Origin of the sequence: Thalassospira sp. UBA848 (genome assembly GCF_002295455.1) — a bacterium.
Lineage (GTDB): Bacteria > Pseudomonadota > Alphaproteobacteria > Rhodospirillales > Thalassospiraceae > Thalassospira.
On the sequence record NZ_DBGS01000092.1, the window covers coordinates 1 to 21,790 of the forward strand.

At 55.1% G+C, this 21,790-nt stretch carries 22 protein-coding genes; 11 read left to right on the forward strand and 11 right to left on the reverse strand.

What is annotated here, in order from left to right:
* The coding region (locus B2R48_RS13410; protein ID WP_297001244.1) for a M24 family metallopeptidase at nt 1-329 on the reverse strand (329 nt) is incomplete at its 3' end.
* A gap of 110 nt (nt 330-439) precedes the next feature.
* Nucleotides 440-1,153, reverse strand: a complete 714-nt coding sequence (sfsA, locus tag B2R48_RS13415; RefSeq protein ID WP_297001247.1) for a DNA/RNA nuclease SfsA — start codon at nt 1,151-1,153, stop codon at nt 440-442.
* Between the two features lie 399 nt (nt 1,154-1,552).
* Between sfsA and B2R48_RS13420 the strand changes: the two genes are divergently transcribed.
* Together B2R48_RS13420 and B2R48_RS13425 are read left to right on the forward strand one after the other, a co-directional pair.
* A complete protein-coding gene (locus tag B2R48_RS13420; protein WP_297001251.1) occupies nt 1,553-3,256 on the forward strand; it encodes a methyl-accepting chemotaxis protein in 1,704 nt (567 codons plus the stop codon).
* A 262-nt stretch (nt 3,257-3,518) separates the two neighbouring features.
* Nucleotides 3,519-3,737 carry a DUF6500 family protein gene (locus B2R48_RS13425; RefSeq protein ID WP_297001252.1) on the forward strand — a complete coding sequence of 73 codons (219 nt, stop codon included), beginning with the start codon at nt 3,519-3,521 and terminating at the stop codon, nt 3,735-3,737.
* 18 nt (nt 3,738-3,755) lie between these two features.
* On the opposite strand, the gene B2R48_RS13430 is transcribed toward B2R48_RS13425, so the two are convergent.
* The 3 genes from B2R48_RS13430 to B2R48_RS13440 form a co-directional block, all read right to left on the reverse strand.
* Nucleotides 3,756-4,655 carry a methyltransferase domain-containing protein gene (locus B2R48_RS13430; RefSeq protein ID WP_297001255.1) on the reverse strand — a complete coding sequence of 300 codons (900 nt, stop codon included), beginning with the start codon at nt 4,653-4,655 and terminating at the stop codon, nt 3,756-3,758.
* A 72-nt stretch (nt 4,656-4,727) separates the two neighbouring features.
* Nucleotides 4,728-5,714 (reverse strand): pyridoxamine 5'-phosphate oxidase family protein, encoded by a 987-nt coding sequence (locus B2R48_RS13435; protein WP_297001258.1) that lies wholly within the window; start codon nt 5,712-5,714, stop codon nt 4,728-4,730.
* A gap of 74 nt (nt 5,715-5,788) precedes the next feature.
* The gene (locus B2R48_RS13440) at nt 5,789-6,406 is read right to left on the reverse strand and encodes a glutathione S-transferase family protein (RefSeq protein WP_297001261.1); all 618 of its coding nucleotides are present in this window, start codon (nt 6,404-6,406) and stop codon (nt 5,789-5,791) included.
* A 127-nt stretch (nt 6,407-6,533) separates the two neighbouring features.
* On the opposite strand from B2R48_RS13440, the gene B2R48_RS13445 reads away from it, so the two are divergent.
* The 3 genes from B2R48_RS13445 to grxC all read left to right on the forward strand — a co-directional run bounded on the left by B2R48_RS13445 (nt 6,534) and on the right by grxC (nt 8,660).
* Entirely contained in the window at nt 6,534-7,448 is a 915-nt protein-coding gene (locus tag B2R48_RS13445) for a LysR family transcriptional regulator (protein ID WP_297001263.1), read from the forward strand.
* A gap of 61 nt (nt 7,449-7,509) precedes the next feature.
* Entirely contained in the window at nt 7,510-8,277 is a 768-nt protein-coding gene (locus B2R48_RS13450) for a ComF family protein (RefSeq protein ID WP_297001265.1), read from the forward strand.
* A 125-nt stretch (nt 8,278-8,402) separates the two neighbouring features.
* Nucleotides 8,403-8,660: a glutaredoxin 3 gene (gene grxC, locus B2R48_RS13455; RefSeq protein ID WP_044828127.1), complete on the forward strand. Its 258-nt coding sequence runs from the start codon at nt 8,403-8,405 to the stop codon at nt 8,658-8,660.
* Between the two features lie 85 nt (nt 8,661-8,745).
* Here the strand turns inward: grxC and B2R48_RS13460 are convergent, their stop codons facing one another.
* Nucleotides 8,746-10,083, reverse strand: a complete 1,338-nt coding sequence (locus B2R48_RS13460) for an NAD(P)H-dependent oxidoreductase (RefSeq protein ID WP_297001268.1) — start codon at nt 10,081-10,083, stop codon at nt 8,746-8,748.
* A gap of 160 nt (nt 10,084-10,243) precedes the next feature.
* On the reverse strand, nt 10,244-10,894 hold the full coding sequence (locus B2R48_RS13465) for a GntR family transcriptional regulator (protein ID WP_062956106.1): 651 nt from the start codon (nt 10,892-10,894) through the stop codon (nt 10,244-10,246).
* Nucleotides 10,895-11,108: 214 nt separating this feature from the next.
* On the opposite strand from B2R48_RS13465, the gene B2R48_RS13470 reads away from it, so the two are divergent.
* Nucleotides 11,109-11,933: a carbon-nitrogen hydrolase family protein gene (locus tag B2R48_RS13470; RefSeq protein ID WP_297001273.1), complete on the forward strand. Its 825-nt coding sequence runs from the start codon at nt 11,109-11,111 to the stop codon at nt 11,931-11,933.
* Nucleotides 11,934-11,952: 19 nt separating this feature from the next.
* Here the strand turns inward: B2R48_RS13470 and B2R48_RS13475 are convergent, their stop codons facing one another.
* A complete protein-coding gene (locus tag B2R48_RS13475) occupies nt 11,953-12,336 on the reverse strand; it encodes a VOC family protein (RefSeq protein WP_297001276.1) in 384 nt (127 codons plus the stop codon).
* 234 nt (nt 12,337-12,570) lie between these two features.
* Between B2R48_RS13475 and B2R48_RS13480 the strand changes: the two genes are divergently transcribed.
* Complete coding sequence (locus B2R48_RS13480; protein WP_062956103.1) at nt 12,571-13,113, forward strand: YHS domain-containing (seleno)protein; 543 nt, start codon at nt 12,571-12,573, stop codon at nt 13,111-13,113.
* A gap of 81 nt (nt 13,114-13,194) precedes the next feature.
* Here the strand turns inward: B2R48_RS13480 and B2R48_RS13485 are convergent, their stop codons facing one another.
* Both B2R48_RS13485 and B2R48_RS13490 read right to left on the reverse strand, forming a co-directional pair.
* Nucleotides 13,195-15,108 (reverse strand): PhoX family protein, encoded by a 1,914-nt coding sequence (locus B2R48_RS13485; RefSeq protein WP_297001280.1) that lies wholly within the window; start codon nt 15,106-15,108, stop codon nt 13,195-13,197.
* Between the two features lie 152 nt (nt 15,109-15,260).
* Complete coding sequence (locus B2R48_RS13490) at nt 15,261-15,785, reverse strand: class I SAM-dependent methyltransferase (RefSeq protein WP_297001283.1); 525 nt, start codon at nt 15,783-15,785, stop codon at nt 15,261-15,263.
* A 125-nt stretch (nt 15,786-15,910) separates the two neighbouring features.
* Here B2R48_RS13490 and B2R48_RS13495 point away from each other — a divergent pair, with 125 nt between their 5' ends.
* Nucleotides 15,911-16,345, forward strand: coding sequence for a DUF1178 family protein (locus B2R48_RS13495; protein WP_062956100.1), 435 nt, complete (start codon nt 15,911-15,913; stop codon nt 16,343-16,345).
* 15 nt (nt 16,346-16,360) lie between these two features.
* On the opposite strand, the gene ubiG is transcribed toward B2R48_RS13495, so the two are convergent.
* On the reverse strand, nt 16,361-17,119 hold the full coding sequence (gene ubiG, locus B2R48_RS13500; protein WP_297001288.1) for a bifunctional 2-polyprenyl-6-hydroxyphenol methylase/3-demethylubiquinol 3-O-methyltransferase UbiG: 759 nt from the start codon (nt 17,117-17,119) through the stop codon (nt 16,361-16,363).
* Nucleotides 17,120-17,512: 393 nt separating this feature from the next.
* On the opposite strand from ubiG, the gene B2R48_RS13505 reads away from it, so the two are divergent.
* The 3 genes from B2R48_RS13505 to B2R48_RS13515 all read left to right on the forward strand — a co-directional run.
* Nucleotides 17,513-18,733, forward strand: coding sequence for an aspartate kinase (locus tag B2R48_RS13505; RefSeq protein ID WP_297001291.1), 1,221 nt, complete (start codon nt 17,513-17,515; stop codon nt 18,731-18,733).
* Between the two features lie 140 nt (nt 18,734-18,873).
* Nucleotides 18,874-19,902, forward strand: a complete 1,029-nt coding sequence (locus B2R48_RS13510) for an NAD(P)H-dependent flavin oxidoreductase (RefSeq protein WP_062956097.1) — start codon at nt 18,874-18,876, stop codon at nt 19,900-19,902.
* A gap of 5 nt (nt 19,903-19,907) precedes the next feature.
* Nucleotides 19,908-21,790, forward strand: a 1,883-nt coding sequence (locus tag B2R48_RS13515) for a putative PEP-binding protein (RefSeq protein WP_297001295.1), incomplete at its 3' end; no start/stop codon positions are given.

Here is a 21,790-nt window from a genome sequence, read left to right on the forward strand (position 1 = left end):
GTATCGCCATACCAGCCATCAAGAATGACCGTGACATCAATATTCATGATGTCGCCATTGGCCAGTTTCTTGTCACCGGGAATGCCGTGGCAGACGACATGGTTGATTGACGTACAGGTCGATTTCGGAAAACCGCGATAGCCAAGACAGGCCGAGATCGCGTTGTGGTCACGGATATATTCATCACACAGGCGATCCAGTTCGCCCGTGGTGACACCCGGAACCACATGCGGTGTGATCATATCAAGCACTTCTGCTGCCAGCTTGCCAGCGGCGCGCATGCCTTCAAATGCTTCGGGGCCGTGAAGTTTGACTGTTCCGTTCGCCACCCGAAAATCTCCTTAAACTCGGCAATATCTATGTTCGATGTATAGCCCAATGACATAAAGCCACCGGCCAGAATTGGCAAGGATTGGCTGATATGCGCGGGGTTTGATGCTTACAGCCCGGTGATCGAAAGCTGGTTTCGTACCGTCACGGCACTGGTATCAATCGCGCAGTCATAGGCAATGGCCTCAACCCCGCTGTTTCGTGCTGCCTTGAACCGTTGTGCGTAATGCGGGTCGATGTCGGTGGCCAAGGTAAAGCGGTCACAATCGGTGCGCTGGATCAGGTAAAACATCACCGCTCGGTAACCCTCGGCAACCATATCGGCCATTTCATCGAGGTGCTTTGCCCCGCGTGCGGTGACGGCATCGGGGAATTCGGCAAGACCCGGAACGTCTTCGTCGCGTTTGAGGTGGACGTTCTTGACCTCGACATAACAAAGGCCCTTGTCCGGATCGGACAGCAGGATATCAATCCGTGAATTCTTGCCGTATTTGACCTCGCGCTTGAGGCTTTCATAGCCCGCCAGTTGCGGAATTTTCCCGGCAAGGATTGCTTCTTCGACAATGGCGTTGGGGTGGGCAGTATTGATGCCGATCCACGCATCGCCAATCTGGCAAAGTTCCCAGCTGTATTTCAGTTTGCGTTTGGGATTGTCTGATTTTGACAGCCAGACATCAATCCCCGGCTCCTTGAGCCCGATCATCCCGCCCGGATTAGCGCAATGGGCGGTAATCACTTCGCCACTATCAAGTTCAACATCGGCGAGAAACCGCTTGTAGCGTTTGATCAGCTTGCCGTGGATCAGGGGTTGGGGAAGTTGCATACCTTGCCTTTTGATGCTGTAAAGGTCTGGGAAGGAGGGTGGTTAAACTTGCATCAAGTCAGTTTGATATCAATGTCCAAACAAATAGGAGTTTTTTTTAGGGTCCAGTGGCCTGATCCGATTTGTCGGCAAAAACTCGTATTGGAAACCCTTTTCATTCGATAACACAAATTTTATCCATAAAAAATCATTCATTTCCGGTTGAAATTTTCAAATTGATGTTGATCTTAGAGTATAGCGCTTCCACCGCAGTAGGTGTGTGGAAGGATTCCCGGTTAGTGCTAGTTGCTTGGGAATATTGGCCACACTAAGAAGCAGAGGCAGATTGGGTACACCCTGCTTTTCGATCACCAAGATTCCCTGATTGCACGCCAAAATATATGCTCGGGGAGAATCAAAATGAATCTTGGACAATTCCGTATCTCGACCAAAGTGATCACAGTCATAGCTGTTCTTGCAGTATGTCTGGGTGTGAACACGACTGCCGGTATATGGGGCCTTGATCGGCTTTTTGACGTATCCGAGCGCAGTCAGACAGCCGCCGAAGAAGCAAGCGACGGCGGTCACCTGTTGCGTGTTGTTACCTCGCTCAATCGAGCCGAATTCCGTATTGCTGCAGATCCGTCGCCTGAAACGGTTGCTGAGATGAGAACAGTCATCGACGAGGAGCGAAAACAGTTTCGCGAAACCATCGAAAAACTAAAGGAAACAGCAGGCGAGGCGCAGGGCAGAGAACTTGATGAGATATTTGCCCGTTATGAGTCCTACCGGGATCAGGTAACCTCAACGATAAACGTCGCCGCTCAGGGCAGCGGCGAAGACATCGGAACGCTACGTGAAAATCTTGTAAATCTGGCGCAGAACCACCGTGTCAATGCAGGCGAACTCAATGATTATATTCGTGACTATCTTGAGATCGCCGAAAACCGGATGCAGATGCTTGAAGCAGAATCTTTCGCGGTGTTCGATGCAACGCGTCGGGGTATGGTTATTTTTGCTGTTGTCGCGATTGTGATCGGTTTTGGTATGGGAATGTACATTTCCCGCCAAGGTATCATCAATCCTATCCGTGGCATTGTCAGTGTCCTCAAGCAGCTTGCTGATGGGCATCTCGAAGCCAAGCTTTATGGTGTCGGTCGCAAAGACGAGATCGGCGATATCGCGCAGACCATGCAGGTCTTCCAGAAGAATATGCTGCGCACGCGTCAGCTCGAAGAAGAGGCGGAAGAAAAAGAACGCATTGCGGAAGAACTCAGGATCAAGCAGCTAAATAAAATGGCTGATGATTTTGAAAATACTGTTGGCAGTGTGGTTTCAATCGTCTCATCTGCATCTGTCCAGCTTGAAACTGCGGCCGAAACCTTGACCTCCACACTTGATGAAGCCAATTCGCAGGCAACCACGGTCGCGTCTGCATCCAATCAGGCATCAACTAACGTTGAAACGGTGGCTGCTGCCTGTGAACAACTTGCCTCATCCATCGGTGAAATTGGCCAGCAGATGCAAAACGCGACTAACATCACAGGCTCTGCTGACGAAAATGCCAATCAAACCCGACTCACGGCCGAACAAATGGTGGTTTCCGTTCAGAAGATTGGAGAAGTTGTCACCTTGATCCAGGATATTGCGTCGCAGACCAACCTGTTGGCGCTTAATGCAACCATCGAGGCCGCCCGTGCGGGGGACGCTGGCAAGGGCTTTGCCGTCGTTGCAAGCGAAGTGAAAAACCTTGCAACCCAGACCGCCAAGGCAACCGAAGATATTACCAATCACATCGAAGAGGTACAGACCGTTACCAAGACAACGGCGCGTGCTATCGAGGATATTTCCTCGGTGATTGCAGAGGTGCGCGATACCTCGATCACGATTTCCGCGGCCGTCGAACAACAGGATGCCGCAACCCAGGAAATCGCACGAAATGTCAGTCAGGCGTCTGAGGGCACGAATGAGGTAACCTCGGCGATCACCCAAGTCACGGAAGCTGCCCATGACGGTGGGCAAGCTGCCAACGAGGTTTTGACAAGCGCACGCGACTTGTCGCGTTCCGCAGATACGCTGCGCGTCGAAGTGGACAAGTTTGTTGAAGCTGTACGCGCAGCATAGCCACTAGCGTCGAACTTCGCAGGGCGAGCCTGATGTGCGCCCGTCAATTTCAAATGCCAAGCCAAAGTGTCGTCTCGCACAGCGGTTTGGCTTGGCTTTTAATCTGCTGCACCATGGCGCAAATTTTTGCGCTATGCGGGCGCGCTGTGGCCAACTGTCCTGACAGAAACTGTCATGTGACGGGCGTTATCAGACTGCCAATTTTGCGGCAAACAGGGCATACATCAAGCCCTTGCAGCCACAACCCTTTAGCGGAGCCATCATGCGTCAGAGCCTGAGCGATAAAATCATTGCTGTGTGCGACAAGAAAATCGCGCAAAAGGGGCCGGATGTCGGCCTGTCATTCTATGCGTTCTTTGCCAATCGCAATGATGACCCGGATACCTTGATGGAGGCCGCAACCTGGTGGATCAAAACCCACGAACTTGACCACTTTGAAAAGGCGACCAAGATCCGCGAGATGGTCTCAGCCGGGAAGTGATCCCGGCTTGATCCGGCTTTATTGCTTTTTCGCGTCATCACCGAGGAAATCAACAAGGCTGACCTGACCCGATCCACGGCGCAGCGGTTTGGGTTGGCTTTCATCCGGGGCCCAGGCGGTCAGATAGATCACCTGAAACTTGGCATGGATGCGGCCATCAGGGCGGGCATGGCGTTCGTGATAAATCGCCGCTGCCCGCGCAAGCGTGCTGCGTTTGGTGAATTTCTTGGATCGTTTGGCAATCAGGTTGCTTTCACCCATCCCTGACAGATCCCGCATCAGTTTCAGGGCATCGGGATAGTCGATATAGATATCATCGGCATCGACCACCGGCAGGGCAAAGCCGCTGCGCTGCAAAAGCGCCCCGGCATCCTTGACGTCGACGAACGGTGAAACGCGGGGCGATACGCCACCTTCTTCCTCGGCCTCTGCCGTCATCAGCGCTTCGCGCAGGTCCTTAAGCGTCTCGCCGCCGAGCAGGCAGGCAAGGAACAACCCATCGGGTTTCAACGCACGACGCGCCTGAAGCAACATGCCGGGCAGGTCATTGACCCAGTGAAGCGACAGGTTGGACAGGATCAGATCAAGCGATCCTTCGGCAAAGGGCAGGAATTCCTCGTCCGCGACCAGTGTGCCTTTGTTGTTGTTGGCGTATGCGGCCTTGGCATAGCCCCGCGAAATGTCGCTTTGATACAGCGTTTCAATGCCGCCGCGGGTGCCAATGATCTGGCCCATCTCACCGCTGTGGCAGCCAAGATCGACCGCCAGCGGGAATTTACGGGTGGTGTCATCAAGGCGATCGGCAAGGCGTTCGGCGGTTTCGGCAAACAGGAAATTATAATCCTGTGCCTTGGTCGCCGCGCGGTCGCGGCGCAGTTTCAGGATGTCTCGATCAAAGACGGTGATCGGATCGGCCATGGGGCGGGAAGCTCCGGCTAAGTCAGTTAAACAGGTTACGACTTAGATAGAGGCTCTTTCCCCAAGACGCAATCAACCTTCTGCGCCGCCTGCCATACGCATCGGGAATACACCCCGACGCAGGACCCAGCGTGACGGGCTGAAGCTAAGAAGGCGTTCGGCACCAACGAATTGCGTGACCATGGCGCCACCCATCACAATCTCTGCCGTGCCGGTCAGTTGCAACATGTCACCAGTGGTAAAGTCGACAAACACCAAGCCTGCCAGCGGATTGATCACAAGATTGCCCAGCGTGTTGAAGAACCGGTTTCCGGCATAATCGGGAATGATCAGGGCACCCGTATCGTCAAGCGTGACAAAGCCGGGCGGGCCGCCGCGATGGGAAACATCGACTTCGCGCCCACGATCCGGCGCAGCGTTATCGACATAAGACGCGATAAAAAACGTATCACTCCGGGAGATGAAGTCGCGGACATCCTTGGTCAATGTCACACCCGTTTGTGGTGACTTCCGCAAATCTTGGCTTTGCAGATATTCCACATCCGGTGCGAACGCAAGGTTGCGCGGATGGATGTATTTCGGACAATTGCCAAAACTGTGACCGACCTTGATGTCAAAGGATGTCTCATTCCGGCGAAAAATTGTCCCATTCAGACGGTTTCTGCGCCGTGTGTGCAGTTCGATCCCCAAAAGACCGATACCATCACCGTCATTCAGGCCGATATCTGCCGGATCGGCTTGATCGCGGGGTAACGTCACGGACAGGTGATAGGGATCGGTGGCAAAAAGGAAACCCGGACGGTTGGCACGAAGCGTTGCCCATGGATTGCCATCACCATCCACCGTGCCCAGCACAGCAAAGGGCAATTGCGGATAAAACAGGCGATGTTGTTCGATCATGTGATCGCGCAGCACCTTGCGCCCGACCTCCTCCATGCGGGCATCAACGCCAAGGATTTCCTGAAGGCGCACTTCCCCGGCATGCCAGGGCGATGGGGTGCGCCCTGGCGTTTTTTGGGGGACAGTGCGGTGGGTGGTCGTATCAGAATGATCAGACATCTGGGGCTGCTTTGTCTTAGGGGGCAAGGTGGCGCTGTGGCGCAGTGGCGCAGTGGCGCAAGAAGGGCGCTTGATCAGGCAGATTTCAGCATTTCTTCTGGCGCATGCATGAAGGGCACAAAACCCGGCAGGTCTTCGATGCGTTTCAGCCAATCGCGCACTTTGCCATAGGCCGCCAGATCGACATTGCCCTCGGGGGCGCGGGCGACGTAGCTGTAAAGTGCGACATCGGCGATGGTCGGATGGCTTGCGGCCAGCCAGTCATTGGTTTTCAGGTGGTCTTCGATATTGCCAAGCACCGCGTGGGCGCGCGAGATGACTTCATCTGCGTCAAACGGTGCACCAAACAGTGTGATCAGGCGTGCCGCAGCCGGACCAAAGGCGATCTGTCCGGCGGCAATCGAAAGCCAGCGCTGAACATGTGCGGCACCCTCAGCATCTTCGGGAAGCCAGTTGGTCGCGCCGGCTTTTTTCGCCAGATAAACCATGATGGCGTTGGAATCCGTGATCACTTTATCGCCGTCTTCCAGGACAGGGACCTGACCGAGGGGATTGAGTTTCAGGAATTCGGGCGATTTATGTGCACCATTGGCAAGGTCGACTTCAACCAGTTCATGTTCAAGGCCCAGAAGGCCAAGGAACAGGCGGGCGCGGTGGGCGTGGCCGGAAATCGGATGGTGATAAAGTTTCATGTCAGGTTTCCTTGAGAGAGTGGAACTGACGTAATGATGTCTGTTTCGATAAAATTATGGAATAATCGAATTATGCAATTTATTATTCCGATTATTGCAATAATAAGCTGACTGCAAGGTGGCGCGAATGGACCGTTTCAATGCCATGAATATCTTTGTGCGCGTGGCTGAGGAGCAGGGCTTTGCCGCAGCTGCCCGTTCACTCAATATAAGCCCGGCGGCAGTGACTCGCACAATCGCGCAGCTTGAACAGATCATTGGCGCACGTCTTCTGGTTCGGACCACCCGTTCGGTTACCCTGACGGACGCAGGTGTTCGCTATCTGGCGGACTGCAAGCGACTTTTAAGTGACCTGAAAGAAGTCGAGGCCGCGGCAGGCGGGGCATATGCCAAGCCAAGCGGGATGCTGACCATCACCGCACCGGTTCAGTTCGGGCAGATGCATGTCGCCCCGATTGTCGGGCAATATCTTGACGCCTATCCTGATATGCGCGCACGCCTTTTGCTGTTTGATCGTATCGTCAATATTGTCGAGGAAGGCATCGATCTTGCGGTGCGTATTGGTGAGCTTGCCGACTCAACGCTGAGTGCTGTGCGGATCGGGCAGGTGTCCCAGACCGTTTGTGCGTCGCCAGAATACTTCGCCAGACATGGAATGCCCAAGACGCCATCTGACCTTGCGGCGCATCGAATTGTCGCCACCACCGGATCATCAGCGCGTCTGGACTGGCAGTTCAAATCACCGGATTGCAGTGGCCGTAAAATCAACGTGTCGCCGGATGCCAGATGGCAAACCAATTCAATAGAAGCCGCACGAAACGCCGCCCTTGATGGTTGGGGTATTGTTCGGATGCTGTCCTATCAGGCGGCACCGTTTATTGGTGATGGCCGACTGGTTGCCGTACTGGAAGACTGCGCCCTTGAGCCAGTGCCAATTCATTTGGTCCATCCCGAAGGCCGCAACGCCCCGGCGAAGGTCAGGACATTTATCGACATGGCCGCAGAAAAACTGCGGGCAAATCCGTTGTTTGATTTTGGCTAATTCAATCCCTGCGTGTGGTATGCTGTTGCCGATTTAAAGGTGATCGCGGAATTCAATGCAGATGATCGACTGGGTTCGAACAGCGACAACCATGGGCATCAATGCCATTCTGCCGCCGCGTTGCGGCGGGTGCGGCGAGGTAACCGATACCACCCATGCTGTCTGTGCTGATTGTTGGGCGGGATTGCGATTTATCTCCGCACCGCATTGTTCTTGCTGTGGCTATCCATTTGAACTGGATGATGGTGGGCCGGGCAGTGGTGACAACATTGACGGTGGTCGTATGTTGTGCGCGGCCTGCCTGCAAAAGAAACCGGCATTTGATCAGGCGCGTGCAGCACTGGTCTATGATGATCACAGCCGGGACTACCTGTTGCGGTTCAAGCATGCGGATCGTGGCGACCTGACCCCGCTTTTGGCGCGATGGGTTTATCAGGCGGGCAGCGGGATCTGGGATCAGGCTGATCTGATCGTGCCCGTGCCATTGCATCGGCGCAGGCTTCTAAAGCGGCGTTATAACCAATCGGGCCTGTTGGCCGCAAAGCTTGCGCGTATGACGGGCGTGCCATGGGATGGGCTGGTTCTGGCCCGTCACCGCAACACAAGAAGTCTTGGCGGACTGGGGCCGTCTTCACGCAAACGCGAAGTTGGCGGGGCATTTGTTGTCGATGAAGTCCGTGCCGAGAAATGCAATCTTGCGGGCGCACGGGTTGTATTGATCGACGATGTGCTAACCACCGGGGCGACGGCCAATGCCTGTGTCCGGGCGTTAAGGCAATCAGGTGCCATGCACGTATCTGTGATCACAGTTGCACGTGTCGTGCGATGACGCATTCTATTAATTCTGATATACAGCGCTCATCTGAACATAATTTCGCACCGTACCAGACGCAGTAGACCCGATAATCCGGGGCATTCGCGATGGTCGGTTGCCAAAGAAAGGATGTATGCCACATGGCAAAAGTTGAAGTGTATGCCACCGAATGGTGCCCGTATTGCAAGCGTGCGCGCAAGCTGCTTGAGGAAAAGGGTGCCAAATACCAGCTCATCGACGTGATGATGGAACCGCGCCGCAAGAAAGAAATGATGGATCGTGCCAATGGCAAGCACACTGTGCCGCAGATCTTCATCAATGACGAACATATTGGCGGCTGTGACGAACTGATGGCGCTCGAAGCTGCCGACAAGCTCGAAGCCAAACTGTCTGCCTGAGAGCCAATTGGCTGATTAACGGCAATAGTCATACAAAACCCCGGCCATTTAGGCCGGGGTTTTCATTTGTCTGATGATTATGGTGTTAGCCGAATGTGGCTTCCATTTCCTTGCGGAAGGCAATCGCCGGGTCCTTGGCATCAAATTCGACATCATCCCAGGTCAGGGTTTGATCCATCGCCACCGGGCGCTTGATCTTGAGATGATGCGCAAGCCCGATGGGCAGGGCACTGCGCGCCTTTGACGTCAGGGCAGGCATCAGTTTGCCATAGACTGTATAGCCGCCCTCGCCATCAAGCATTTCACCGGGTTTAAGATCACGCTTGGCGGTGGCGACCGCGTCACCCGACCAGGCGCGTGATGTGCCGGTGGCCTCCCCGCGCAGGGCGGCTGAGGCCACCGAAATGCCAAGTTCCAACCCGATCAGGTGATAGGGTTTGTACATGGTCGAATATTGTCCGCTTGGGTCTGTCAGAAGGCCATATTCATTAAAGCAGCGCGCGACATATTCGCTGGGGGCCTCAAAGGTCACATAAACGCCCCAGCGCAGATCGCGAAACACCGGACGGGTATCGCGTTCAAGGCTTGAAACCACCTCGACCGTGCCTTTGCGATCAAGGATCCCACCACTTTCACGCGGGCATAGAAGACGGGGCAGATCGTCAACGCCACAGGCCGGGAACTGCAATCCGCAATCCTGCGGCACAAGATCACAGGCATTGGACACGGCCGCCAATTCAATGGCGGACTTGGTGCCATCAAGGAAGCTGTTGAAAATTTGCGGGTTCATGCCGCCCGCCTGCGCCTGTTCGGGTGTCAGGCCATAGTGATGCCAGACATCATCGGGCGTGACATGATGATAGATCGGAAGATATTTGGTGCCCTTGCCTGCACAGGTCACGGGCAGGCCAATTGCACGTGCCCAATCAACCATTTCCGAAATCAGGGCCGGTTGATCGCCATAGGCCATGGAATACACAAGGCCTGCGGCCTCGGCCCGTTTGGCAAGAAGTGGGCCGGCAAGGACATCGGCCTCGACATTGACCATGACGATATGGCGGCCATATTCGATGGCCTTAAGCGCAAAGCGAATACCGGCTGCGGGACTTCCGGTGGCATCAATGATGACTTCAAGCCCGTCTGCGGCGATCAGGGCATCGGCATCCTCGGTGATCCAGGTGGTGCCATCGCGGTAAGCCGATGCGCTGTCCTTTGCCGCGAACTGATCATCTGACCAGCCGACACGGCGCAAGGCGGCCTTGGCGCGGTCGATGCTCAGATCAGCAATGCCCAGAACGTGATAGCCCGGATGATGTCCGGCCTGACTTAGAAACATCGATCCGAATTTGCCGGCGCCGATGATGCCAACTCGTACGGGATTGCCTTCATCTGCGCGCTTGCGCAGTTTTGTATCAAGGTTCATTGGCGTTCCTCCCAGACAGGAAACTTGTCGTTCTTATATGGTTCTGCCTTTGCAACGCGGGCGGGTCATTGGCAGATTTTTTGAAGGAGTTGGGGATTGGTGGTGCGAAGGGCGACGAAAAGGCGGGCTGTTGGTGGCAGCGAGGGGCAGGTCAGCTTGGTTATTGCATTCGGGAAACCAGACGGTCACGCGCACTACGCCCATGATCGCGGGCCAGTTTCTCGGCAAGAGGACCATCGCCGACACAGATGGCATCGGCGATGGCCTGATGTTCGGTCCAGATCGGATCACGGGGGTAACCAATCTGGATATAGGCATGCATCACGCGCCTGATCTGAAGCCAGACTGCGGCTGATGCTTCGGGCAACAGGGGATTGCCCGACAGGCGGTAGATCGTTTGATGAAATGCGACGTCGGCTGCAACAAGTTCTGCGGTGTCGCCGCTGCCCAGAGCGTGGTGTCCCTGTTGAATGGCAGCCCGCAAAGCCGATTCCCGATCCGATGCCTTGGTTTCAGCAGCCAAACGGGCCGCAAGCCCGTCAAATGCTTCTCGCAGGTCATAAACGTGACGGACCAGTTCACTGTCCACGGGCGCAACGCGATATCCGCGCCGTCCCATTGGTTCGACAAGTCCGTCACGACGCAGCAACCCCAGAGCTTGCAACACTGGTTGCCGCGAGACATTGAGTTCCTCGGCAATGGCTTCCTGTCGCAATGGCGTTCCGGGAGGGAGTGCACCGGAACACAAGGCATCGACCAGGCGGTCATGCACTTCGTCAGTCAGACTTTTTCGGCCGGAAAGAGGTTCCATCTTCGATCCTCATTGGGTGTACGGAATACTGTATACACTAATTTCTTTTTTGGAAAGAATGAATTTGCGGTGATGAATCCTTTGGGTTGCATCCGCCAAAAGGGCCGTATGCGGTTTCGGTCGAAATCGACCTGCGCTATTCCAATTGTCTATTGCCGCCCTAGATCATGCGGCCCATCATGATGTTGGATAATGATAAAAAGGAGACTGCGTCATGACCCGTTTTATTGCGGCCTGCGTTCAGGTCAATTCACGCGATGTCATGTCTGATAACCTTGCGCGTGCGGCAACCTATGCCCGCGATGCGCATGCGGCCGGAGCCAGACTGATCGCTTTTCCCGAAAACGTGTCGATGATGTCCTTTGGCGGATCAAATGTGCGCGCCGCTGCCTTCCCCGAAGACGAGCATCCCGGTCTGGTCTTTTTCTGCGATCTGGCCGAGGAACTAAAATCAACCCTGATCGTCGGATCCCTGCATGTCAACGTGCCGGGCGAAGACCGTGTGGCAAACCGGTGTTTTGTGATCGGGCCTGATGGCAAGGTCATCACATCCTATGACAAGATCCACATGTTTGATGTCGATCTTGCCAATGGTGAAAGCTATCGCGAAAGCAAGACCTTCCGGCCCGGCGATGCGGCCCGACTGGCCGAAACCGAATGTGGCATGGTGGGGGTATCTATTTGCTATGACGTGCGTTTCCCGCATCTGTTTCGCGATTACGCCAAGGCGGGTGCAAAGATCCTCAGCATCCCGGCCGCCTTTACCCGCACCACCGGGCAGGCGCATTGGCATACCCTTTTAAAGGCACGTGCGATTGAAAACGGCTGTTTTGTGATCGCGGCAGCCCAGTGCGGCGATCATCCGGGCGACCGCCAGACCTTTGGCCATTCGCTGATCATTGATCCGTGGGGGCAGGTTTTGGCCGATGGTGGCACCGATCCGGGTTTCATCACCGCAGAAATTGATCTGACGCGCGTCGATGAAATTCGCCGGATGGTGCCATCGCTTGGCAATGATCGGGAATATAAACCCTGCTAGTCATCTTTGATCGAAGTGGTCAGGCGTAACTGACCACTTCGAATTCGATGTCGTTTTCATCACGGAAATAGAACCGGCGACCGGGTTCGTAATCGGCATGGTTAAAGGTTTCGATGCCGTCCGCCTTGATCTTTGCCTCGGTCCCATCAAGGTCATCAACGACAATACCCAGATGGTTCAGCCCACCAATCGTGGCATAGGAATTTTCCTGTCCATGCTTTGGCGTGCCAAGGGCATAGATCGCCACATAGCTTTCATCATTGCCGACGTGATAGGTCAGCCCATCATGAATGGCCGGGCCTTGCCAGCGGATATGCCAGCCAAACCAGTTGCACAGGTTTGCAGCAGTTTTCACCGGGTCTGCGACCGTGAAATTCACATGTTCGAGAAATGCAGCAGTCATGGTGTTTCCTTGTCCGTGTGGTTTTGTCTTTGGGTTCCCTTCGTCGTAATTCCTCAACCATGGTTAAGGTCAAGGCCCAATTCCCTTTGCTTTATATAGGAAGCAAATGGTCGTTTGTCGCATCCTCACGCTTTATCACGCATCCTCACGAAACAGTGTCGCAACGTCATTTCGATTTCTGGCTGTGTCCGGGCACACTGCGTACATCAGGGATTTACAACCGGAGAAACAGCAATGATGTTCAAACAGTTCTTAATCGGATCGGCAGTTGTATTTGGCCTTTCGGGCGCGGCGTTTGCCGGCGAACAATATGTCGACGAAACCGGCTATGCGATCAGCGGATATGACGCGGTGGCCTATTTCAACTTGCCGCAAAAGGATGTCGGCATGATGCAGCCCCACGCCGTACCGGGCCGGGCCGACATTACGGCTGAATATAACGGCGCGACCTGGGCATTTGCGTCGGAGGAAAACCGCGAGATGTTTCTGGCCGATCCGGCAAAATATGCCCCGGCCTTTGACGGGCATTGCGCATACGGGATTGTGAAGGGCGGCAAAGTGCCGGCCAATCCCAATCTGTGGCGGATTGTCGACGGGAAGCTTTATCTGAATATTACGCCTGCCGTGGTTGGTTTCTGGAGCGAAGATATTTCAGGCAACATCACTGCCGCCAAGGGCAACTGGACCGACCTTGAAAGCAAGTCAGCGTCGGACAAAAGCTGGATGGCGATTTCAGATAATGATGGCACCTATGATATGGCCGCACCGGTCAAGTAATATCGGTGACTTGCAGACAACAAAAAACGCACCGGCAAACTGGCCGGTGCGCTTTGCATTTCAGGACTGTGATGCAGGGGATCAGCCTGCGATTTCACCGCCATCATTTTTGGTTACTGCGACGACGGACGGACGCGGCGGGATTGCGGCCTGGAAGTCCGGCCAGCGGGTACTTGGCGCGTCATAGGATGAACCGTCTGCCGGGTGCTGAACGGCAAGAAACAGCGTCTTTCCATCCGGGGTGAATTCCGGACCGCACATTTCCGCACCAACCGGGCACGCAAAGAAGAATTTGGTGAGCGCCCGACCCGGACCATCGACATCGGTGGCATGCATGCCATCAGGAATGTCGGATTTTGGTGCGCCGTCGGTTGAAATCCACAGGCGGCCACGATGGTCGATTGCCATGTTGTCCGGGCAGGAAACCCAGGATTCTGCGGCCGGATGGTACACCGCCTTGTCATCGGCAACGGCCGGATTGCCACCGGCAATCATGATGTCCCAGGTAAAGCGCGACGCGGTGTGATCGGCATCCTGGCCACGACCGCCCGGAGGGGTCAGTTCAAGCACGTGACCATGCGGGTTGGCAGCGCGCGGGTTCGGCGCGTTGCCTTCCTTGCGCTTGGAGTTATTGGTCAGCATGACATAGACCTTGCCGTTGACCGGGTTCGGTTCGACGTCTTCCGGACGGTCCATCTGGGTTGCACCCAGAAGGTCGGCCGCACGGCGGGCCTCGATCAGAACGTCAGCCTGACTGTTGAAGTCGTTTTCGGCTGTCAGCGGGCCTTCGCCAAAGATCAGCGGCATCCAGTCAAGGCTGCCATCTTCGTGGAACTTGGCAACAAACAGGGTGCCGTTTTCCAGAAGGTCCATGTTGGCTGCGCGATCATTCGGATTGTATTTGTTCGCAGCCACGAATTTGTAGAGATAGTCGAAGCGCTGATCATCACCGGAATAGGCAACAACGGAGTTGTCCTTGTTGATGATGACGGTGGCACCTTCGTGCTTGAAACGGCCAAGGGCTGTGCGCTTTTTCGGCATCGAGGTCGGGTCATACGGATCGATTTCAACCATCCAGCCAAACTTGTTGGGCTCGTTCGGGTCTTTTTCGACATTGAAGCGGTCGAAATATTTGACCCACGAGTACCAGCTGTCCTTGCTGATGCCCAAACGCTTGTAGTTGCGTTCTTCGCTGGTCTTGGCGATATCGCCGCCAAAGTAACCGTTGAAGTTTTCCTCGGCGATCAGGACCGTGCCCCAAGGCGTCTTGCCGCCCGCACAGTTGTTAAGCGTACCGATGACACGGGTACCGGTCGGGTCGGTGTTGGTCTTGAGGCGGTCATGACCGGCAGCCGGGCCGGTAATCTGCATTTCGGTGTCGATCGGGGAAATGCGGCGCGCATAATCGGACCCGTCAACAACCTGCCATTTGCCACCGGTTTTCTTGACTTCGATAACCGAATGGCCGTGGGCTGCGATTTCGTGCAGGGCCTGTTCCTCGGATGCATCCATCCCGTCTTTAAGACCGGACCACATCAGTTCGGCATTGGTGTATTCGTGGCTGACGCACAGAAGGCCGTGGTCAGAATTTTGGGATCCGACCGGAAGCGGCATGTAGCCAACATAGTCGCAGTTATAACCAAACTGTTTGTTCTGCGCCTTGGCGTCGACCTGACCCGGAACGAATGCCGGTGCATCGGCGACGACCTTGTCGCCCCAACGGATCAGCACGCTGGCGTCATAGCCATCAGCAACTGCATGGGTTTCGGTGATCTTCTGCGGGATCGACTTGAAGGTCAGGGTGGAGGCTGATTGTGCCTTGGCAACACCCTTGGTCGCGATGCCGGCGCCTACAACGGCCGACGTCGCCATCAGGCCCTTGAAAAAGCCACGGCGGGAAAAGCGTGCATTGATCAGATCGTCAATGCGTGGGTTGGTGGTCGGGTTGGATGGGATATCGTCGCTATCTTCGATGATTTCGTATTTATCGCTCATGGCTTTTCTCTCTCTTCACACCATTGCCTGAAACAGCAGCAGCGAAGATGCCAGAAACGACAGCGCTTAATTGTGAAAGTTGTGTTTATTTTCGTAAAATCAATATGTTACGAATTTGTTGCAATCGCTTCCGGCCTGTTGCGAATTGTGCGCTAGGATGGCTTTTGTGCGACAATCGATTGTTTTATCGCCGTAATTTCATCGCCATTCACAGTGTAAACCGGGCCTTGCTGATGGGCGATGATGTCCCAGTCGGCAAATGCGTCTGTCAGTTCATCACGACGCAGCAGGAAGTCAGGGGATCGCGGGCGTCCGATCGCCTCGTTCCCGACCATGAAGGTTTCATAGATCAGGGTGCCGCCCGGTCGGACTGCGGCGCGAAGGTTTGCAAATAGCGGTCGATGCAGGTAATTGGCGACAATGATCAGATCGAATTGCTGATCGCCCAACGGCCAGTGACCTGTTTCAAGGTCTGCTTCGATCCAGTTGATTGTCGGTTTTGTTTTGGTATCGGTTTGCGAAAGGTCGCGATCAATTGCCGTAACCTGCCACCCTTGGGCGGCAAGCCAGAAACTGTGCCGCCCCTTGCCGCATGCAAGGTCAAGTGCCTGATTGCGGGCCGGGTTGGGCGTTGGGCAATGTTGTGTGATCCAGTTTGATGGCAATTGGGATGACATTTCTGTAAATCTTGTTTATTCAGTGTGACGCTCGCGGGCTGGCGATTTAAGCCAGTGTGGGCCATATAATCTGTATCTAATAGTTTTATCGTCTCGCGACTGGTTCGGCTTATACAAGTACCATCATGATTCTATTTCAGCTCAAATGCGAACATGATCACGAATTTGAAGCTTGGTTCAAGGACGGCGCAACCTATGAAGCGCAGGCCGCCAACGGTGATTTGTCCTGCCCGATGTGCGGGACGTCGAATGTTGGCAAGGCCTTGATGGCACCGCGTCTGCGGACGTCACGCCAAAAAGAGGTTGCCGCCGAAAAGCAGAAACAAAAGGCTGTCGCCGAGGCAACACAGGCCGCAATTGCCGAAATCCGTAAACAGGTCGAAAGCAATTGCGAGAATGTCGGTAACAAGTTTGCCGAAGAAGCGCGCAAAATCCATTACGGCGAGACGGAAAAACGCGGCATCTATGGCCAGGCCTCGGTCAAGGAAACCGCAGAGCTGGTCGATGAAGGCATCGATGTCATGGCGCTGCCATGGGATGACGAGACGAAAAAGAACTGATCAGGTAGTTTTTGATCAGTCAGGTTTTCGCGCAATCACCATATAATTCACATCAAGATCACGCGGGGCAGGCGACCAGGTGTCGTTGATCGGGTTGTATGCCACACCGGTAATGTCGCTCAGTTCGAGTCCCGCACCGCGCAGATATCCCGACATTTCGGACGGCTTGACGAACTTGCGCCAGTCATGGGTGCCCGCAGGCAACCAGCGCAGAATGTACTCTGCGCCGATCTTGGCCAGCGCCAGTGACTTGATGGTGCGGTTCAGCGTGGCAACAAACATCAACCCACCCGGCTTAAGAACCGAAGCACAGGCCTGCATGAAGAATTGCGGGTCATCGACATGTTCGATGACTTCCATATTCAGCACGATATCGAACTGCTTGCCCTCATCGGCCAGAATTTCCGGCGTGCAGCAGCGATAATTGATTTCAAGGCCGGATTGCGCGGCATGGATTTTGGCGACTTCGATGTTGCTTTCCGATGCGTCAATCGAGGTCATCTTTGCCCCCATGCGCGCAATCGGTTCGGACAGAAGACCCGCACCACAGCCGATATCGACGATTTCGATGTCTTTAAGTGGTTCGATGGTTTCCGGATCGCGGCCAAGATGGGCACAGATATTGTCGCGCAGGATTTGCAGTCGCACCGGATTGAATTTGTGCAGCGGTTTCATCACACCGTTCGGGTCCCACCACTTTTCAGACATCGCGGAAAACCGTGCGATCTCATCGGCATTGGCGGTGCGGCTGGTTTGTGCGGATGCGTCCGACATGGTGTGGCTCCGAAGGCGTAAAACAACTTTGCTGTATGATGCCTTGTTTACGCCCGCGCGATCTGCAAGGCAATACTCAGCTGTCAAATGACATGGTCACGCAATGGGCCAAGTCATCTGCCAAGCCTCAGTGATATTGGGTAGTTTTCGCATGATATGCGATGCAATTTGCCGCATTCGCATGCCTTGGGGCAATTTCGGGCTAAAAAAATTGCTCTGACGCAATTTATCAGCATCCTTGACGCTTGTTTCATGTGGATTATGGCAGTATTGATAACGCCGCTTGGATCAGGAGAAGCGCTGTGTGTATGGCATGCTATCCTGGGCCGGGACAGGATCACATGCCGTCACGTTCGGACAGCCGATGGACGGCGAGCATAGCGGGGATACTTCATGGCCCGTATTGTCATGAAATTTGGCGGCACTTCGGTCGCCGATGTTGATAAAATCAAGAATGTCGCGCGCCGGGTGAAATCCGAGGTCGATGCCGGCAATCAGGTTGCTGTTGTTGTGTCGGCCATGTCGGGCAAGACCAACGAACTGGTTGGCTGGGCGCAGGAAGTGTCGCCGATGTATGATGCACGTGAATATGACGTGATCGTATCGTCGGGCGAGCAGGTGACTGTTGGGCTTCTGGCGATGGCGCTGCAAAGCATGGATGTGCCTGCACGTTCCTGGCTTGGCTGGCAGATTCCGATCAAGACCGACGGCGCGCACGCCAAGGCCCGCATCAAGGAAATCGACACCACCGAGCTTGACAAGCGCCTGAATGGCGGCGAAGTCGTTTGCGTGGCCGGTTTCCAGGGGATCGCACCTGATAATCGTATTACCACACTTGGTCGTGGTGGTTCGGATACCTCGGCCGTTGCCTTGGCCGCAGCACTCGATGCTGATCGCTGTGACATCTATACCGATGTTGATGGTGTTTATACCACCGACCCGCGGATCGTGCCGAAGGCACGCAAGATCGAAAAAATTACCTACGAAGAAATGCTGGAACTCGCGTCGCTTGGTGCAAAGGTTCTGCAAACCCGTTCAGTCGAGATGGCGATGAACCATCGCGTTCGGGTGCAGGTCCGCTCCACCTTTAGCGAAGCAGAAGGAACACTTGTTGTAGACGAGGACGAAATCGTGGAACAGGAAGTCGTCAGCGGAATTGCCTATAGCCGTGATGAAGCCAAGATCACCTTGGTTAAAGTCGCAGACAAACCGGGCATTGCCGCTTCAATCTTCAGCCCGCTGGCTGATGCCAATATCAATGTCGACATGATCGTGCAGAACGTCTCTGAAGACGGCAAAAGCACGGACATGACCTTTACCGTTCCGCGGGGTGAATTCCAGCGTGCGCTTCAGGTGATCGAAAAAAACAAAGAGCAGATCGCCTATCAGGAACTGCTCAGCACGTCTGATGTGACCAAGGTGTCGATCATCGGTGTGGGCATGCGCTCCCACGTGGGGGTTGCCCGCAAGATGTTCGAAACCCTTGCGGAAAAAGGCATCAACATTCAGGTCATCTCGACCTCGGAAATCAAGGTCAGTGTTCTGATTGCCGAGGAATATACCGAGCTTGCCGTTCGTGCCCTGCACACGGCATATGGTCTGGACGCGGAATAAGTTCTTTGCAGTGCTTGCATGCGCAATTAAGCCACTGTTAAAGGACGTATAATATTACATATTAGCTGGAACAGTGTGTTTCGGCCTTTGTGCAGGAGATCACTGGTCTCCTGCATTTCTGCATTTGGGGTACAGAGAATATGAGTGATCCGAAAATTGATGCCGCACGGGCGCGCCTGGAAGACCTGTGGGCGTCGGGCAAGGAATTCCTTGGCACCGAATACGCCATCCTGGCCGGTGCCATGTCCTGGGTGTCAGAGCGTCACCTTGTTTCGGCCGTTTCCAATGCGGGCGGCTTCGGTGTGATTGCCTGCGGGTCGATGACCCCGGATCTGTTGTCGGCCGAGATCGCCGCCACCAAGGAAATGACCAGCAAGCCTTTCGGCGTCAACCTGATCACCATGCATCCGCAGCTCAATGAACTGATTGAAGTTTGCCGCGAACACAGCGTCGGGCATGTGGTTCTGGCTGGTGGCCTGCCGTCTTCCGCCTCGATCAAGCAGGCCAAGGAATTTGCCAAGGTTATCTGTTTTGCACCAGCACTGGTTTTGGCCAAGAAACTGATCCGGTCGGGTGCCGATGCGCTGGTGATCGAAGGCAGCGAAGCCGGCGGTCATGTCGGCCCGGTATCGCTGACGGTTCTGGCGCAGGAAATCCTTCCGGAAGTTTCCGATATTCCTGTTTTCTGTGCCGGGGGTATTGGCCGCGGTGAAGCGATTACCGGTTTGCTTGAACAGGGGGCGTCGGGTGTTCAGGTCGGTACGCGTCTTGTTTGTGCCGAAGAATGCATTGCCCATCCTGATTTCAAGAAGGCCTTTATCCGTGCAAGTGCCCGCGACGCGGTCACCACGGTGCAGCTTGATGATCGCTTCCCGGTTATTCCGGTACGTGCGCTTGCCAACAAGGGTACTGATGAATTCCGCGAGACCCAGCGTGCCGTGATCGAAAAGTTCCGGGCAGGCGAACTTGATCAAGGGGCCGCACAGCTTGAGATTGAGCATTTCTGGGCGGGTGCATTGCGCCGTGCCGTGATCGATGGCGACGTTGAAAGTGGATCGGTTATGGCCGGGCAGTCGGTTGGTATGGTAAAGAAAGAACAACCGGTTTCAGAAATCCTTGAAGAGTTGGTCGAACAGGCCGTTCAATCCCTGGTTAAGAGAGACAGCTAAGTCAAATGAGCATTCCGTCCGCCGCAGTCTCTGGTCCGCGACGCCTTCTAAAGCGCGTCCGCGACGTTATGGCTGGACCGGGGACTGCTGAAGAACGGCTTGGCCAGATCGTGACCATCATTGCTGCTGATATGGTGGCAGAGGTGTGCTCGGTCTATGTCATGCGTGCGGGCGAGGTGCTTGAACTGTTTGCGACGTGCGGTCTGTCCAAAGAGGCCATCCACCTGACCCGCCTGCGTGTGGGCGAGGGGATTGTCGGTTTTGTGGCTGCACATGCGCGCCCGCTTAACCTCAAGGACGCGCAAAGCCATCCGAACTTTGCCTATCGCCCGGAAACGGGTGAGGAAATCTATCATTCCATGATCGGTGTGCCGATCCTGCGCGGTGGTCGCATCATCGGTGTGCTGGCCGTGCAGAACCGGACAGAGCGGCTTTATTCCGAGGACGAACAGGAAGCGCTTGAAAACGTCGCCATGGTCCTGGCCGAAATGGTTGCGGCGGGCGAGCTTGTCAGTCGCGAGGAACTGATCCCGGCGGATGGTATTGCGCTTTTGCCGTTGCGACTTGGCGGGGCGCGTTTGGCGCCTGGCATCGGCAAGGGTCTTGCGGTGTTGCATGAGCCACGCATCGTCATTGACCGCATGGTTTCAGACGACCCGGAAGAAGAGCTCACGCGCCTGCGTGAAGCCATGCATGGCCTGCAAAATCATCTGGATAAAATGCTTGAAGCCGTTTCGGGCATTGATGGCATGGATGAAGGCGATGATCCGGGGGACATTCTGGAAGCCTACCGGATGATTGCCCAGGATACCGGATGGCTTAACCGGATCACCGAAGCCGTCCATACCGGCCTGACGGCCGAGGCCGCGGTCCAGAAAGTGCATGACGATACCCGCGCCCGTATGGCGCAGGTGACCGATCCTTATTTGCGCGAACGTCTTCACGATCTTGAAGATCTTGCCAACCGGTTGCTGCAACATCTTTCGGGGCAGTATCAGTCCCCAGCGTTTGGTGATCTGCCCGATGACATCATTCTGGTGGCGCGCAACATCGGCCCGGCGGAGTTGCTTGATTACGACCATACGCGTCTGCGCGGTCTGGCACTGGAAGAAGGATCGCATACTTCGCACGTGGCAATTGTTGCGCGCGCACTTGATATTCCGGTTCTGGGCGGGGTCAAGGGGGTCCTTGACAAGGTTGAGGCAGGCGACCCGCTGATCGTGGATTCAGACAATAGCCAGTTGTTCGTTCGCCCCAGCGAGGATGTCCGCGCCGTGATTGACGGGGCGCTGCGTGCCCGGGCCGAACGAAAAGCACTTTATGCCCAGATGCGCGATATGCCCGCGCGCACGACGGATGGGGCGGATATCTCGCTTAATGTGAATGCAGGTCTTTTGATCGACGTGCCGCATGTGATTGAAAGCGGTGCAGATGGTATTGGCCTGTACCGGACGGAAATTCCGTTCATGGTGCGCTCTGCCATGCCTGATATCACCGACCAAACGCGGCTTTATGACCGTATTTTCGAGCAGGCCGAAGGCCGCCCGGTAGTGTTCAGGACTCTTGATGTCGGCGGTGACAAACTGTTGCCTTATTGGGAGGATATGACAGAAGAGAACCCGGCGATGGGCTGGCGGTCGATACGGATCACACTTGATCGTCCGGCGGTACTGGTTCATCAGCTTCGCGCACTTATCCGTGCTGGACATGATCGTGATCTGTATATCATGTTCCCGATGATTGCCGAAGTTGCCGAGTTCGATATGGCCAAGGCAGTGCTCGACGAGCAGCTCAGGCGTGAAGCCACGCGTGGCTTTGTGCCGCGTAAGGTTGAAGTCGGTGCAATGCTTGAAGTGCCAGCGCTGATCTGGCAGGCTCCGGCCTTGCT

Coding starts and splice junctions, on each gene's coding strand:
- B2R48_RS13475 (WP_297001276.1), bottom strand. CDS start 12,336: ATGACTGCTGCATTTCTCGAACATGTGAATTTCACGGTCGCAGACCCG.
- B2R48_RS13505 (WP_297001291.1), top strand. CDS start 17,513: ATGGCCCGTATTGTCATGAAATTTGGCGGCACTTCGGTCGCCGATGTT.
- B2R48_RS13420 (WP_297001251.1), top strand. CDS start 1,553: ATGAATCTTGGACAATTCCGTATCTCGACCAAAGTGATCACAGTCATA.
- B2R48_RS13490 (WP_297001283.1), bottom strand. CDS start 15,785: ATGTCATCCCAATTGCCATCAAACTGGATCACACAACATTGCCCAACG.
- B2R48_RS13465 (WP_062956106.1), bottom strand. CDS start 10,894: ATGGAACCTCTTTCCGGCCGAAAAAGTCTGACTGACGAAGTGCATGAC.
- B2R48_RS13440 (WP_297001261.1), bottom strand. CDS start 6,406: ATGAAACTTTATCACCATCCGATTTCCGGCCACGCCCACCGCGCCCGC.
- B2R48_RS13470 (WP_297001273.1), top strand. CDS start 11,109: ATGACCCGTTTTATTGCGGCCTGCGTTCAGGTCAATTCACGCGATGTC.
- B2R48_RS13510 (WP_062956097.1), top strand. CDS start 18,874: ATGAGTGATCCGAAAATTGATGCCGCACGGGCGCGCCTGGAAGACCTG.
- B2R48_RS13460 (WP_297001268.1), bottom strand. CDS start 10,083: ATGAACCTTGATACAAAACTGCGCAAGCGCGCAGATGAAGGCAATCCC.
- B2R48_RS13435 (WP_297001258.1), bottom strand. CDS start 5,714: ATGTCTGATCATTCTGATACGACCACCCACCGCACTGTCCCCCAAAAA.
- B2R48_RS13425 (WP_297001252.1), top strand. CDS start 3,519: ATGCGTCAGAGCCTGAGCGATAAAATCATTGCTGTGTGCGACAAGAAA.
- B2R48_RS13450 (WP_297001265.1), top strand. CDS start 7,510: ATGATCGACTGGGTTCGAACAGCGACAACCATGGGCATCAATGCCATT.
- grxC (WP_044828127.1), top strand. CDS start 8,403: ATGGCAAAAGTTGAAGTGTATGCCACCGAATGGTGCCCGTATTGCAAG.
- sfsA (WP_297001247.1), bottom strand. CDS start 1,153: ATGCAACTTCCCCAACCCCTGATCCACGGCAAGCTGATCAAACGCTAC.
- B2R48_RS13480 (WP_062956103.1), top strand. CDS start 12,571: ATGATGTTCAAACAGTTCTTAATCGGATCGGCAGTTGTATTTGGCCTT.
- B2R48_RS13430 (WP_297001255.1), bottom strand. CDS start 4,655: ATGGCCGATCCGATCACCGTCTTTGATCGAGACATCCTGAAACTGCGC.
- ubiG (WP_297001288.1), bottom strand. CDS start 17,119: ATGTCGGACGCATCCGCACAAACCAGCCGCACCGCCAATGCCGATGAG.
- B2R48_RS13495 (WP_062956100.1), top strand. CDS start 15,911: ATGATTCTATTTCAGCTCAAATGCGAACATGATCACGAATTTGAAGCT.
- B2R48_RS13445 (WP_297001263.1), top strand. CDS start 6,534: ATGGACCGTTTCAATGCCATGAATATCTTTGTGCGCGTGGCTGAGGAG.
- B2R48_RS13485 (WP_297001280.1), bottom strand. CDS start 15,108: ATGAGCGATAAATACGAAATCATCGAAGATAGCGACGATATCCCATCC.